General features: G+C 60.0%; 14 protein-coding genes and 1 pseudogene. 6 read left to right on the top strand and 9 right to left on the bottom strand.

The genetic code is table 11. From position 1 onward, the window contains the following. Positions 1-101: 101 nt before the first annotated feature. Positions 102-911 (top strand): helix-turn-helix domain-containing protein, encoded by an 810-nt coding sequence (locus tag APH35_RS18195; RefSeq protein ID WP_012270267.1) that lies wholly within the window; start codon positions 102-104, stop codon positions 909-911. Between the two features lie 10 nt (positions 912-921). Here the strand turns inward: APH35_RS18195 and APH35_RS18190 are convergent, their stop codons facing one another. The 3 genes and pseudogenes from APH35_RS18190 to APH35_RS18180 all read right to left on the bottom strand — a co-directional run bounded on the left by APH35_RS18190 (position 922) and on the right by APH35_RS18180 (position 3624). Continuing rightward, entirely contained in the window at positions 922-1767 is an 846-nt protein-coding gene (locus tag APH35_RS18190; RefSeq protein ID WP_060494061.1) for an alpha/beta hydrolase, read from the bottom strand. 8 nt (positions 1768-1775) lie between these two features. Further along, positions 1776-2567, bottom strand: coding sequence for a TSUP family transporter (locus APH35_RS18185; protein ID WP_060494060.1), 792 nt, complete (start codon positions 2565-2567; stop codon positions 1776-1778). Between the two features lie 17 nt (positions 2568-2584). Further along, a pseudogene (locus APH35_RS18180) lies at positions 2585-3624 on the bottom strand (hypothetical protein). Positions 3625-3881: 257 nt separating this feature from the next. On the opposite strand from APH35_RS18180, the gene APH35_RS18175 reads away from it, so the two are divergent. Next, the gene (locus APH35_RS18175; protein ID WP_041166360.1) at positions 3882-4766 is read left to right on the top strand and encodes a sugar nucleotide-binding protein; all 885 of its coding nucleotides are present in this window, start codon (positions 3882-3884) and stop codon (positions 4764-4766) included. Next, a complete protein-coding gene (locus APH35_RS18170; protein WP_012270273.1) occupies positions 4759-5691 on the top strand; it encodes an NAD-dependent epimerase/dehydratase family protein in 933 nt (310 codons plus the stop codon). The genes APH35_RS18175 and APH35_RS18170 overlap by 8 nt, the downstream gene beginning before the upstream one ends. 28 nt (positions 5692-5719) lie before the next feature. On the opposite strand, the gene APH35_RS18165 is transcribed toward APH35_RS18170, so the two are convergent. Then, positions 5720-6163 carry a winged helix-turn-helix transcriptional regulator gene (locus tag APH35_RS18165; protein WP_012270274.1) on the bottom strand — a complete coding sequence of 148 codons (444 nt, stop codon included), beginning with the start codon at positions 6161-6163 and terminating at the stop codon, positions 5720-5722. 101 nt (positions 6164-6264) lie between these two features. On the opposite strand from APH35_RS18165, the gene APH35_RS18160 reads away from it, so the two are divergent. After that, positions 6265-7470 carry an MFS transporter gene (locus tag APH35_RS18160; RefSeq protein ID WP_060494626.1) on the top strand — a complete coding sequence of 402 codons (1206 nt, stop codon included), beginning with the start codon at positions 6265-6267 and terminating at the stop codon, positions 7468-7470. Here the strand turns inward: APH35_RS18160 and APH35_RS18155 are convergent. From APH35_RS18155 to APH35_RS18135, 5 genes are all read right to left on the bottom strand, one after another. Then, complete coding sequence (locus APH35_RS18155) at positions 7458-8141, bottom strand: OmpW/AlkL family protein (RefSeq protein WP_012270276.1); 684 nt, start codon at positions 8139-8141, stop codon at positions 7458-7460. The two genes, APH35_RS18160 and APH35_RS18155, sit on opposite strands and share 13 nt — an antisense overlap. A 109-nt stretch (positions 8142-8250) precedes the next feature. Further along, the gene (locus tag APH35_RS18150; protein ID WP_012270277.1) at positions 8251-8823 is read right to left on the bottom strand and encodes a DUF3299 domain-containing protein; all 573 of its coding nucleotides are present in this window, start codon (positions 8821-8823) and stop codon (positions 8251-8253) included. A gap of 9 nt (positions 8824-8832) precedes the next feature. After that, positions 8833-10098: an ABC transporter permease gene (locus APH35_RS18145; RefSeq protein WP_012270278.1), complete on the bottom strand. Its 1266-nt coding sequence runs from the start codon at positions 10096-10098 to the stop codon at positions 8833-8835. Then, on the bottom strand, positions 10098-10808 hold the full coding sequence (locus APH35_RS18140) for an ABC transporter ATP-binding protein (RefSeq protein WP_012270279.1): 711 nt from the start codon (positions 10806-10808) through the stop codon (positions 10098-10100). The genes APH35_RS18145 and APH35_RS18140 overlap by 1 nt, the downstream gene beginning before the upstream one ends. Beyond that, the gene (locus APH35_RS18135) at positions 10809-11384 is read right to left on the bottom strand and encodes a DUF2796 domain-containing protein (protein ID WP_060494624.1); all 576 of its coding nucleotides are present in this window, start codon (positions 11382-11384) and stop codon (positions 10809-10811) included. It abuts the gene before it with no gap. A gap of 130 nt (positions 11385-11514) precedes the next feature. On the opposite strand from APH35_RS18135, the gene APH35_RS18130 reads away from it, so the two are divergent. Both APH35_RS18130 and APH35_RS18125 read left to right on the top strand, forming a co-directional pair. Next, a complete protein-coding gene (locus tag APH35_RS18130) occupies positions 11515-11874 on the top strand; it encodes a hypothetical protein (protein ID WP_012270281.1) in 360 nt (119 codons plus the stop codon). Between the two features lie 77 nt (positions 11875-11951). Next, on the top strand, positions 11952-13436 hold the full coding sequence (locus APH35_RS18125; protein ID WP_060515227.1) for a hypothetical protein: 1485 nt from the start codon (positions 11952-11954) through the stop codon (positions 13434-13436). Positions 13437-13487 lie beyond the last annotated feature (51 nt).

Below are 13487 nucleotides of genomic sequence, written 5' to 3'. Positions count from 1 at the left end.
CATGGTTGGCTATGACAAGAGTGGTTACAATTTCGCGGGTTGCTCTGAGTTGATGCGACTTGATGCTACAATGGCGTCATTCGCGTCACCTGGATTCCGCTATGAGCGATCATTTCGCTACCAACCTCAAGTTGGCCTGCAGCCACTACCGCTCTATTTCCGAAGTTTGCCGCCAGCTGTCGATCAACCGCGCACAGTTCAACAAGTACCTGAGCGGGCAGAGCCGTCCGACGGCTTTCAACCTGAAGCGCATCGGCGATTTCTTCGGCGTTGAGGATTACGAGTTGAACCTGCCGGCCGAGCAGTTTGCCCGGCTGATTGGCGCACGGGTGTCGACCCTGGCCGAGCAGCCCAGCGACCCGATCAGTGAACTGTTCCGCCCGCTGCACGATCATGCCGGCAACCTGTCGCGCTATTGCGGTTACTACTTCGAGTATTCCAACTGCATGTCGGTGCCGGGCACGATCCTGGTGTCACTGGTGCACCTGTGGGAGGAGCGTGGCCGCTTCCTGTTCGAGCGCCAGGAGCGTCAGGAGCGCTCCAGCGCCACTGACCAGCATGCCGAGGTGCGTTGCCGTTATCTGGGGGCGGCGTTCCAGCTGCAGGACCGTTTGTTCCTCATCGACTACGAGTCGCTGACGTTCAACGAAATGAGCCAGACCATCCTCATCCCCAGCTTCAAAAGCCGAATCACTCGCCTGAACGGCCTGAAGGCCGGTGTGTCCAGCGGCGACCGGCGCAACCCGGCCTGCACCAGGGTGGTGTGGGAGTACCTGGGTGAGGAGATCAATCGCATCAATGCTTACCGGCAAGTGAAACTGTACCGGCCGGATGATCCGCGTATCGATGATGATGTACGTGAGCGGCTAAGCGTGAGGCCACTGAGTAACGGTTTGTTTGAAATCGAGTAACTGCCTACGGTCAGGCGTCTTCGAGGATGAAGGTTTCCACGGCGCTCGCAACCTGATCCGCAATCGCTGGCGTACTGCGTAAATGGGCGGCGATGCCATGGTCGCAGTCTGTAAGAAACACGCATTGCAAACGCGCGGCTGCAACTGATTGCATCAGGGCCTGGGTGACCTCCTCAGGAATCGGGCTGTAGCGCTCGGCGCCGGTCAGCCACAGGCTGCCTGCGCTGGTGCCTGGGCCTTTGCCGAATCGCTGTGAGTTGAGCCCGTCATATTCGCCTATCACCATCAGCACTCTGCCTTGGAACTGCTTGAGGAAGGCGTAACTGTCGCAATCGAGAAAGCCATAGGGTTTTCTGATGGCGGCTGTGAATGCCGGACCGAAGGGGGCCTGGTGAGCATGGTCTGGATAGACTGCTGGGCAGACCAGCACGATGCTGTTCACCTGCGGCAATTGTGCTGCAAGTTTCAGCGCAATTGCCGCGCCCAGGCTGTGGCCAATTATCGTTCGGCATTGAGGTGCGATATGCGCGTGGAAGCGTCGTGCCTCATCAAGGTTCGTAGCCAGTGAAGGCGAAGCTGCACCAGGTTCACTGGCAAGGCTATGGCCTGACAGATTAGCAGTGAGCGAACCTATGCCTGCGGCTTGCAAGCGATAGAGCAGGGGGTTGAGCCGGGTAAAGTCGGAGCGCGCGCCACCCAGGACGAATGCAGGCCCTGCGCGCTCGATATCGGGTACCAGCAATCGGGCCTGTTGCTGGTAGGTTCCGAATACTTCGTCGATGAAAAGTTCTTTGCCTGGGGCGGGTTCGTCAAACTGCCATTTCAGGCGCTGAGAAGATCCCGTTTGCAAGTGCATGGTGCCCTCTAAAGTAACAGGTTAAGCCACTCGCCGAGTGGATTGCTCGTGTCGAGCAGTAATTTGAGTGCCATGAGGATGCAGACACTGACCAGCAGCGGCCTTATGAGCCTCGTGCCGAAACGAACTGCGCAGCGTGCACCCAATTGCGCGCCCAGAAAGGCGGCAAGCGCCATTGCCAGCGCCAGCGACCAGATAATCGCTCCGCTGAGTGAAAAGACTGACAGTGCGCCCAGGTTGCAGGCCGCGTTCAAAAGCTTGCTGGTGCACACGGCCTGTATCAAGTGCTGGCCCAAGAGAATTACGCAGGCCAGCATGAAGAACGAGCCGACGCCAGGGCCAAATACTCCATCATAAAACCCAATGAACGGTGTAACCGCCACACAAAACAGGCTAGTCGACATCTTCGCCTTGCGCGCTTGTTCATTCGGGCTTGGACTAAAGGCAAAGTAGGCTGCTATCAGGATCAGCAGCGGGGGGACGCATGCCTGTAAAAGGCTTTTGGGCACATACGTTATCGACAAGGCTCCCAGAGCGCCGCCAATAAACGACATGACCGCCATCGAGCTGCCTCGTCTCCAGTCGATCATGCCTTTGCGGGCAAAGGCGCAAGTAGCCGAAACCGTCGCTGAAGCTGCCTGGAATTTATTAGTGGCAATTGCCGCCAAGGGCTCTATACCGGCGATGAACAGTACGGGGAGCGTGATCAGGCCACCGCCTCCGGCGATAGCGTCGAAAAAGCCGGCCGTGAGTGCCACGAGTGCCAGTATCAGGACAAGCGTTAAATCGATTTCAATCATTGGGTATTTTTCGCTAATCAGCCACGCACCAGCAGCGGATCCTCAACAAGTACCAACGGTGCTGCGAAGGGGGAGTATCCGAATTGACGAAGGAGAAGGCGCCGGTTGTCCTCAACTGTCTGGCGACCGTGCAACGCTCTGCTGTTGTTGATTAACAATGCACGGTCGGGCTGCAAGACAAACACCAGTGGTTGTACGCTACTCAGCATTTTCCGAAAAGTACTGAACGCGCGTGCTGCAGCGCTGCAAGCACGCTCATTCAAACTGAAGCGGTAACTGTTGAAGCGTACAGAGAAGCCACCGTTAGGCTCGAACTGAAGCATTGAAACTGCTTCACCTGCTTTGCCTTTTCCGTCAGCAAGCACTCACTGCGAGTGAAGTTGAAAGATTTTGAGGTCAGTGCGAGCGCATCCAGGCTGCTCAAGCGCTCGATGATTTCTTGTAGGGGAAAGACATGCGTAGGGTCATTGGCGGGGTTCCAGCGAGCAGTGAGGATAAGTGCAGAGGGAGCAGGGGAGTGACCATCACTGGAGACTGTTGAACAGTTGTAAGGCGCTTCAGTGTGCGGCCCCAAGCACAAGCCTGCATGCGAGCTGGTTTCAACTTCCAGGCGTGGGTGTTCGCCAACCCGTGGAATTCGGCCTCCTCCCTTGAAGTTGCCAACCAGACGGACCTGCTTGCCCTCGTTGTCGATATCAAAAGCGAAATTTCGGTGTCGTGCGAGCTCCAGCAGCAGCTGATTGCGCGAGGCGAGGTATGTGCAGCGAGGGTTTTGCGCCAAGGCGGTGATATCGGGAAGGTTTTCAGGTATCGGCTCGTCGGCATAAGGCATGTGCCTGTACATCAGCGTAGACAATCTGCCTTCGCCGAAGCGCTGTAGCAGCGAACGCTGCTCGTCAGTCAAGGATTTCTGGATTTGGTCGGTCAATATACGTGCCTGGATTGCAACCCCCTTTGCTTCCGGGCCGCCGGAGTCTGCAAGGGTTTGGCTTGCAAAGGCTATGGCCCGACTTTGCTCGGGGGAAAAATCCAGGTATGCGGCTTGCGAGTGAGGCATTGAACGTTCCTTGTACTTATTTTTGTGGGGCTCCCCTGTTGGCAAGGGGGGAACTATTGAATGCAGTTATGCTTTTGCGTGGTAGTCAGCTCGTTCCTGGTATGCCGTAGGAAATATCTGTGTGTCGCGATAGTGAGCTTTGGCAGCTCGGAAACCGCACCGCCTGAAGCAGTCACAGGGCCAGACGTTGGACTTCCCGCAGCGGAAACCGCAAAATGCCCCTTTCCTTCATCAACCTCTCCGGATCTGCTGACTCTATGCGTATGCGCCTAATGCTGTTGGGTGGTGGCAATGCCCTCGGGCAAGCGCTGATTCGTCTTGGGGCCGAGGAGGACATCGCATTCCTGGCGCCACGCCCGCCCGAGAACGGTTGGACGCCGGCCAGCCTCACTCAGTTGCTCGACGATCACCGCCCCGACGCGCTGGTCAACCTGGCCTATTACTTCGACTGGTTCCAGGCCGAGTCGGTCAGCGAGCAGCGCCTGGCTCAACAGGAGCGGGCGGTGGAGCGGTTGGCGGAGCTGTGCCAGCACCACCAGATCACCCTGGTGCAGCCTTCCAGCTACCGGGTGTTCGATGGTTCGCGGGCCACGGCCTACAGTGAAAAAGACGAGCCCGTGCCGCTGGGCCTGCGTGGCCAGGCCTTGTGGCGCATCGAGCAGAGCGTGCGTGCGGCCTGCCCACAGCATGTACTGCTGCGCTTTGGCTGGCTGCTCGACGAGAGCATCGACGGCTCGTTGGGCCGCTTCCTGACACGTGCCGAGCAACCACAAGAGCTGCTGCTGGCCGATGATCGACGTGGCAACCCGACGCCTGTCGATGATGCCGCCCGGGTGATCCTGTCGGTGCTCAAGCAGCTCGATTGCAATGCGCCGTTGTGGGGCACCTACCATTACGCTGGCAACGAGGCGACCACGCCGCTGGCGCTGGGCCAGGCGATCCTCACCGAGGCCGGCCAGCACCGCCAACTGGCCGTGCAGGCCCCCACACCGCAAGCCCATGCCGCGCGCCCGGATGCCAGCGAAGAGCCGCAACATGCGGTACTGGCCTGCAAGAAAATCCTTCATACCTTCGGTATCAAGCCGCGTGCCTGGCGCGCTGGCTTGCCGCCTCTACTGGACCGGTTCTACCGCCATGGCTGACGCCCCCATCCTGATCACCGGCGGTGCCGGCTTCATTGGCTCCCACCTGTGCGATGCGTTGTTGGACAAAGGCTACGCCGTACGCATTCTTGATGACTTTTCCACAGGCCGCAGGAGCAACCTGCAGGTCGACCACCCACGGTTGGAGCTGATTGAAGGCGATGTAGCCGATGCCGGGTTGGTTACACAGACAGCGGCTGGCTGCCGTGCTGTAGTGCACCTGGCGGCGGTGGCCTCGGTGCAGGCCTCGGTCGAGGACCCGGTACGCACCCATCAGAGCAACTTCATCGGCACCCTCAATGTCTGTGAAGCCATGCGCGTGCATGGCGTGCGTCGGGTGCTGTTCGCTTCCAGTGCGGCGGTGTATGGCAACAATGGCGAGGGCGAGTCGATTGCCGAAGAGACCCCCAAGGCGCCGCTGACCCCCTATGCCGTGGACAAACTGGCCAGTGAGCAATACCTGGACTTCTACCGCCGCCAGCATGGTCTGGAGCCGGTGGTGTTTCGCTTCTTCAATATTTTCGGGCCACGTCAGGACCCGTCCTCACCGTATTCCGGTGTGATCAGCATTTTCTGCGAGCGCGCTGTACAGGGCTTGCCGATCACGGTGTTTGGCGATGGCGAGCAGACCCGTGATTTCCTCTACGTGGGTGATCTGGTGCAGGTGATGGTGCAAGCATTGGAGCAGCCGCAGGTCGAGGAGGGGGCGGTGAACATCGGCCTCAACCAGGCGACTTCGCTGAACCAGTTGCTGGCAGCGCTGGAGAAGGTGGTGGGGAGCTTGCCAGCGATCAGCTATGTCGCGGCCCGTTCGGGGGATATTCGCCATTCGCGGGCGGATAATCAGCGGTTGCTGGCGCGGTTCAAGTTCGCGCAGGCGACGCCGATGGTCGAGGGGCTGGCGCGGCTTCTGGGCAAGGCCTGATAACCGGGGGCTGCGCAGCAGCCCCAAATCATTCATGCCGCACCATTCTGCGCAGGCAGTCTTCGGCATGCAAAACCCGCCCATCCTGGGCACGCACCTGCAACGTCTCAAGCGCCTGCCCGGTAGCTCCCTCCACCAATTCCGAACGCGCCTCACCCGCCTCGAACAGAAACCGCTCCCCCCATTGCCTCAAGCCAACCACCACTGGAAACACCGACCGCCCTTTCGCGGTCAGCACATATTCCTTGTAGGCACTGCCATCCGATGCCGGCTGCAAGGCCAGCAACTCGCTCTCCACCAGTAGTTTGAGCCGCGAGGCGAGGATGTTCTTCGCCAGCCCCAGGTTCTTGTGAAATTCACTGAACCGGTGCAGGCCGTCAAAGGCATCGCGCAGGATCATCAGCGCCCAACGGTCACCCAGCACCTCCAGGGCCCGGGCTACGGGGCATTGCGCATTGTGTTCATCGAGCATGGTGCAAACCTGTCTTAACGTCTGGTTGCAGATTAAAACCACATTTGCTAAATAGCCAGTGTGTGGTTTCAAATCGAAACCAGATTGACGAGGTTGGTCCGATGGCACCTTCACTGACACGCTGGACAACCCTGTTGCTTGCCATTACCAGCGCCATGGCCGTCGCGACGGTGTACTTCGCTCAGCCTCTGCTTGAGTCGATGGCTGCCGAGCTGGGGGTAGGGCAGCAGCAGATTGGCTGGGTAGTTGGCGCGACCCAGGCGGGCTATGCCCTGGGGTTGCTACTGATCGTGCCGCTGGGTGACTTGGTCGATCGCAAGCGCCTGTTGCTTGGCCAGTTGCTGTTCTCGGCTCTGGCGCTGATCGGCGTCGGCATGTCGCAAAGTTGGGCAATGCTGCTGGTGGCTCTAGCCGTCACCGGGTTGATGGCCGTGATGGTGCAGGTGATGGTGGCGCATGCCGCGAGCCTGGCCTCACCGGGCCAGCAAGGGCAGGCGGTAGGCGCCGTCACCAGTGGTGTGGTGCTGGGCATTCTGCTTGCGCGCCTGGTCTCGGGCGGGTTGGCCGACCTGGCCGGTTGGCGCAGCGTGTACTGGATGGCCGCAGGCGTCTTGATAGTGCTGGCACTGGTGATATGGCGTAGCTTGCCCTCGGTGCAGCCCGTCATGCATCGGTCTGGCTACCGGGCGCTGATTGTGTCCCAGTTCAACCTGTACCGGCACGACAGGTTGCTGCGCCAGCGAGGCATGTTTGGAGTGTTGATCTTCGCCGCGTTCAGCGTGCTATGGAGTGCCATGGTCATGCCGCTCAGTGCTGCGCCGTTGGCGCTGAGCCATACCGAGATCGGCCTGTTCGGCCTGGCAGGTGTCGCGGGTACCTTGGCAGCTTCGCGTGCCGGTCGTCTGGCTGACCAGGGGCAGGGTGAACGCACTACTGGGTTGGCGCTGGCCTTGCTGACGCTGTCGTGGTTGCCCACGGCGTTTGTCGGGGCTTCACTGATGGCCTTCGTGCTGGGAGTGCTGATGCTGGACTTTGCCGTGCAGGCGGTACATGTCACCAACCAGAGCCTGTTGCTGGCCGGGCGTGGCGCGATGGCCAGCCGGTTGATCGGTGCCTACATGTGTTGCTACTCGCTTGGCAGCGGGCTGGGAGCGGTGTTGGCGGCCTGGGTGTTTGCCCATTGGGGGTGGGTCGCAGTGTGCGGGCTTGGCATGGCCATCAGCGCGGTAGCGCTGGGCTACTGGCTATGGCTGCAACGTGCGAGGGCGGCCGAAGCCGCCCTGCCGTGTTCAGGTCAGAACTTGTAGCCAAGGCCGACCATGTACACCCACGGGTCGACATCGACGTCGACCTTGGTCTTGCTGTAGCCCAAAGCGGTCGGGCCGTTGACGCTGGCCTTGGTGTCGATGTCGACGTACCAGACCGAGGCGTTGACCAGCAGGTTGTCGGTGATCATGTAGTCCATGCCCAGCTGGCCGGCGATCCCGATCGAGTCCTGCAGTTTCAGGTTGCTGAAGCCTTGCTGCTTGCGGGCACTGCTGAGGTCTTCATCGAAGAACAGGGTGTAGTTGATGCCCACGCCGGCATAGGGCTGGAACTTGGAGTTCGGTTCCATCGGGTAGTACTGCAGCGACAGGGTCGGTGGCAGTTGCTTGATGTCGGCCAGCTTGCCGTCCAGGCCGCCGCCCAGGCCTTTTACGCCTACGGTGTGCTTGAACGGGGTGGCTGCCAGCAGCTCCAGGCCGATGTGGTCGGTGAGCATATAGGCAAAGGTCAAGCCCAGCTGGGTGTCGCTGTCCAGGGTTGCCTTGGTGCCCGAAACCTTGTTGCCATCGAATTTCAGGTCGCCGCTGCTTTCGTTAGGGGCGGTGGTGATGGCGCCTGCGCGGACGATGACATCGCCTGCCTGGTGAGCGTGGGCAACAGGGGCGGCGAGCGCAAGGGCCACAAGCGAGGCGCCGAGCAAGGACTTGTTCATGGAAGCTCCCAAAGGACGTTATTAATCGAGTAGTCCAATGGTACGGAGCTGGTTAGACAGAAAGTTTGACCCAGCTCAAAGAAGCGTCTTCACGAATTCGAAACAGTTCTCATCTCAGCTCATACGCGTATATTTTCTCGGCCTCCATTTGGTAGCCAGCGTCGGCCAGTTCGCTGCTGGAGGCTCTAACCTGCATCTTTCCCTCGATCCAGTAAGGTTGGTAGAGGTCTTCGACGCGCACGCCCATCTCACTGAAAATGTGCACGATCTGGTTCGACGGTGGGGGTGGCACGTGGATACACGCACCGTAGTAAGGGACCAGCAGGAATTCGGTGGTGCGGCCTTCTTCGCTGACCTCCAGTGGCACGATGTAGCCCGGCAGCTTGACCTGCTGGCCGTCGAGACCTTTCACCACCGGGGCATCGGGGGCTTGCTGGCGCGCGGGTGGGGCAGACTCGGCAGACAGGGCGTTGCTTAGCTGCGACATGTCGTGCAGCGGCGCCAGTTGTGGTGGGATGACCGGGGCGCCTTCGGGGATCAGGGCGGGCCAGTCCAGTTCACGGGGTTCTGAGGCCCAGGCAGGCAATGTCAGCGAGAGCAATATGACCAGTAGAAATTGTGTTGCCTTTACTGGCCTCTTCGCGGGTGAACCCGCGAAGAGGGCGATGAGGTGTTTGATCATTACGCGCACTCAGAGGTGTATGGACAAACCATCGGCCAGCGACTGCCGATACGCCCGCCACGCAGGCACGCTACCCATCAGCAACGCAGCCCCCAGGATGATAGCCAGCAAGGTCCATTCATGAGCGCTAGGTAGGGCCAGTGGCAGATACAAGCCATAGTTCGCCTGTACATACCCCTGCGCAAGGGCAATCCCCGCGTACAGCAAGCCAAGCCCGGCCACGATCCCGACCGCCGCCAGTGACAGTGCCTCCAGTACCAGCAGCCCCGCGATATGCCAAGGCCTGGCACCGACCGAGCGTAAGATCGCCATCTCCCGGCGGCGCTCGTTGAGGCTGGTAAGAATCGCCGTGAGCATGCCAATCAGGCCGGTCAGCACCACGAACAGCGACACCACGAACAGTGCTTGTTCGGCAGTGCCCATCAGGCTCCAGAGCTCCTGCAGGGCCACCCCAGGCAGGATCGCCAGCAGCGGCTCGCTGCGGTACTCATTGATCTCCCGCTGCAGGCTGAAGGTCGCGATCTTGCTGTTCAGCCCCAGCATGAATGCAGTGATGGCGGCAGGTTGCAGGTCCATCGCGCGTGCTTGCTCGGCGCTGATGCGCCCGGCGCCACGGGCGGGTACGCCGTTGTGCCAGTCGATATGGATCGCTTCCATACCCCCCAGGCTGATATGCAGGGTGCGATCGACCGGTGTGCCGGTGCGTTTGAGCACACCGACCACGGTGAATGGTTTGTCGTCGTGCTTGACCAGGCTGATGGCGGCCACGCCGTGGGCCAGTACCAGCTTGTCACCCAGCTTGTAATGCAGCGCCTCGGCCACTTCGGCGCCGAGCACCACTTCGAAGGGGTCGCTGGCGAACTCACGTCCCTGGCTCAGTTCCAGGTGCTGGCGGCGACCGTACTGGTAATGGCTGAAGTAATCCGCCGTGGTGCCCATCACCCTGTAGCCACGGTGGGAGTCGCCCAGCGAGATCGGGATTGCCCACTTTACCCGTGGGTCCTGGGCATAGTGCTGGAAGCTGTCCCAACGGATGTTGTTGGTGGCGTTACCAATGCGAAACACCGAATACAGCAGCAGGTTCACCGAGCCAGAGCGGGCGCCGACGATCAGGTCGGTTCCGCTGATGGTGCTGGCGAAGCTGGCGCGAGCTTCGGTGCGAACGCGTTCCACGGCCAGCAGCAGGCACACCGACAAGGCAATGGCAAATGCAGTCAAAAACGCAGTGAAACGGCGGTTGGCCAGGCTGGCCAGGGCAAGGCGGAGCAGGTACATCAGGCCTCCCGGGGCTTGGCGGCGCGGTTGAGGTCGGCCAGGGAAAGGTGGCGGTCGAACAGCGGTGCCAGGCTTTGATCGTGGCTGACGAACAACAAGCTTGCGCCGGCGGCGCGGCACTCATCGAACAGCAGGCGGATGAACGCTTCGCGGGTGTCGGTATCCAGTGCCGAAGTCGGCTCGTCGGCAATCACCAACTCGGGCTGGCCGATCAGTGCGCGGGCGGCGGCGACCCGCTGCTGCTGGCCGATCGACAGGCTGTCGGCGCGGCGGGCGAGCAGGGCGGGGTCGTCCAGGCCCAGGTGCGCCAACAGCGTGCTGGCTGCCTGGTCGACACCGCCATGGCGCTGCTCGGCGCGGGCCTTGCGGCTGCGCGAGAAGCGGCAGGGCAGCTCGACGTTTTCACGTACCGACAGAAATGGCAGCAGGTTGAACTGCTGAAAGATGTACCCCGTGTGATCCACCCGAAAACGGTCGCGGGCGCCCTGACTCAGCCCGCCGAGGTCCTGGCCGAGCAACTCGATACGGCCCTGGGCGGGCACGCTCACCCCGCCCAGCAGGCCCAGCAAGGTGGTCTTGCCACTGCCGCTGGGGCCCTTGAGGAACAAGGCTTCACCAGCGTTCAGGCGCAAGGCTGGAATGTCCAGCAGCGGCGGCTGACCTGGCCAGGCGAACACCAGGTCACGCAGTTCGATCAACGGCTGGCTCATTCAGAAGGCGACCGTTGCCTGGGCCGGCGTGGTTTCCACACCTTTCTGGCCATTGGGGCCGATCAGTTGCACGTTGATTTTCTGGGTGGCCGGGAAGGCCTTGAACAGTGGTGCCAGGTCCACCTGTGTCAGTTTCTCGGGGTTGGCGCAGGTCAGCTGGTAATGGGCGCCAATGTCGCTGTGTTGGTGCCCATGCTCATGATCGTCGCCATCCTCGTCGGCTTTCGGGGCGTCACCGAACAGCGGGCTTTCCAGCGCCTGCTGTTCTTCTTTGCAGCCTGCGGCAGCAGCCAGGCCGACCAGCGTCAACGGTTGTTCGAGCTGCTGGCGTACGGCGGCGACCTTGGCCTTGTCAGCATCGCTGCTGGCCGCGTGCTCGAAACCGACCAGGTTCATGGCCGGGCTGTCCAGCTCAAGCTCCAGGGTGTTGCCATCGAGTACGACGTTGAGCTTGGCTACGCCATGCTCATGGGCGCCGAGTGTGCCATGGGCGTGGTCGTGATCATGGTCATCGTGGGCATGGGCCACGGCCAGTGGCAGCAAGGCGAAGGGCAGGGCGAGCAGCAGGCGACGCATGGACGACTCCGGAGCGGGCTGGAAGGTTGAGTTATGTTATAACAATTTTTCTGCGCGCCGCCAGCCTGCGTGGCTAAGGTTTCATGTTGCGGTAGCATGGCTGCATTGACCTGGGCTCAAGGAATGCATCATGAGAATTCGCGGACAGATTGGTGAATGGCCAGTGGACCTGACCATTGAGCTGGCGCCAGAAGAGTGGGCGCAGCTGGGGCAACGGGTGACGGGGCGTGAGGCGTCTGTAGACGCAACCGCAGTGGTCCACGCCCCGCCAAGTCAGGATGATGGGCAATGGGCAACAGCACGTGAGTTACTGCAACGGGCCGGGCACGTCGCAGGGCCTCAGCTGTTGGAGCAATTGGAAGCGCTGGTAGGAAGTGTCGCGGCAGGTAAACGATTGTTGGTCAGGTTGCGCCATAGTCCAGATGTGCGGGTTGAAAACGTGGGTGATGCGCCGGTTTACCATTGGGTGGGGCCACGAAAAGCCGAATGACCTGTCATTTCTGCCAGTTGTGACGCTTTGGGTGATACGTGACAGTCACCTGAACGGCACTACCGCGGGTGGAAAGAATGGATATCAGCAATGGCGCAAACGATGAAGTCCGCTCCGGCGAGGATAGCCTTTACGGCTGGCCCTTCATGGTGTTCTTCGATTGGCGCAAACTTAATGAGTATTGGAAGGCTCATGCGCTAGAACCGCAGGGCGACGGGTTCTGTGCGCAGGATATTGAGTTTGAAATCGACACGACAATGGAATCGGCACAGTTCTTTCGATGCTCATTGGGGCCATTGAAATTACAGGTGACGGGCGGTGACGGTAGCCCGTTACGGTTGGTGGTCAGACGCAGAATCCTGTCGTGTGTGGTTATTCACCTGGTCCGCTCATTGGGCGGACGGACAAGGACCATCACTCAAGTACGGCATGTGATAGAGGAACAGGGTGTTGAGCTCTGCCTGGAAATAGACCTCGAAGCCAACGCAGGACGCTATGACAGTGAGCAGCGTGTATCACTAGGGTGGGCTAAGTATCCCGTTTTCTATCTCTCCAATGCCTATCAAACATCCACTCGCGATGAACTGGGGGCATTGCCCTATGCCCTCTTTTTCCGGGGGCATGCTGATTCCAGCAAATTCATTCAGCTGGGTAAAATCCAGCCGTTGAGCACCCGAGTACTCAAGCCCATGCATTTCTGGCTTCGCTCGATAAGCGCGGTAGAGAATCAATCATCGTTTCTAGCCTTGTATCCTGTGATTGGGGAGCACGGTATCGCTTTCTTTCCCAACCTCTATCCGCCTATTCCTGTATCAACGGCAGGCGTGTCCATGGTGCTGGATGCGACACGCTATCCTGGGGCTGCGCTTGCCCAGCAGGATATACAAGACTGCCCCAGCCTCCTCATGCCACCGGGGCTCGTGCGTAGTGGGGTTTTGGAAACGGATGGCTCAATTGTTAGGAGTCGCTTTGAACTTCAATCGAGTGAGCCCCCACTCGCACACGTGCAAGTTGAGGGCCAGTCGTTCGGCCTTGAACCCAGGGTGCGGGTGATTAATGGGGCGCAAACGGTAACGCTGAGCCTTTTGCCCAGTAATGCAGGTGAGCCTCCACGCTGGTGGAGTCAATATGGAGGTCGGATAGAGCCAAAGGGTTGGGGGTGTACCTTCCTGCCTGACGAACGAGAAGCATCTAGTATCGAGACACTGTGCGAGTATTGCGTCATTCAGGCCGCAGTGGAAAACAGCACGTTCACGTCCACAGTTATGGTTCTTCGTGGCGTTCCGACCGGCTATATTCGCTTGACGCCGTCATTACATGGTCATGTAAAGCTGTGCTATCGAAAGGGAGGTCAGGAAGTCGTGATCCCCTATGAAGATACCTATTGGAGCGGGTTTAACTGTTTTATTGCCAGCAACGGAGCTATCGAACGGTTTGATAATGAGCCCTTTTGTATCATTCGGGCGTACAGCGATCTGGGCGAGGCGTTTATCTGGGCAGTGTTGATCCTGCCTGTCCCACTGATCGACCTGCAGACGGCGCTGAGCCTTGATATTGGCTAATACCTGTAGAATCGATCGATGCAGCCGCCCGATGTCGGGCGGCCGTACCTG

Source organism: Pseudomonas sp. NBRC 111132 (assembly GCF_001320565.1).
Taxonomy (GTDB): domain Bacteria; phylum Pseudomonadota; class Gammaproteobacteria; order Pseudomonadales; family Pseudomonadaceae; genus Aquipseudomonas; species Aquipseudomonas putida_P.
The sequence above is the reverse complement of the archived record's forward strand: the minus strand, read 5'-3'. Positions and strand labels throughout refer to the sequence as shown.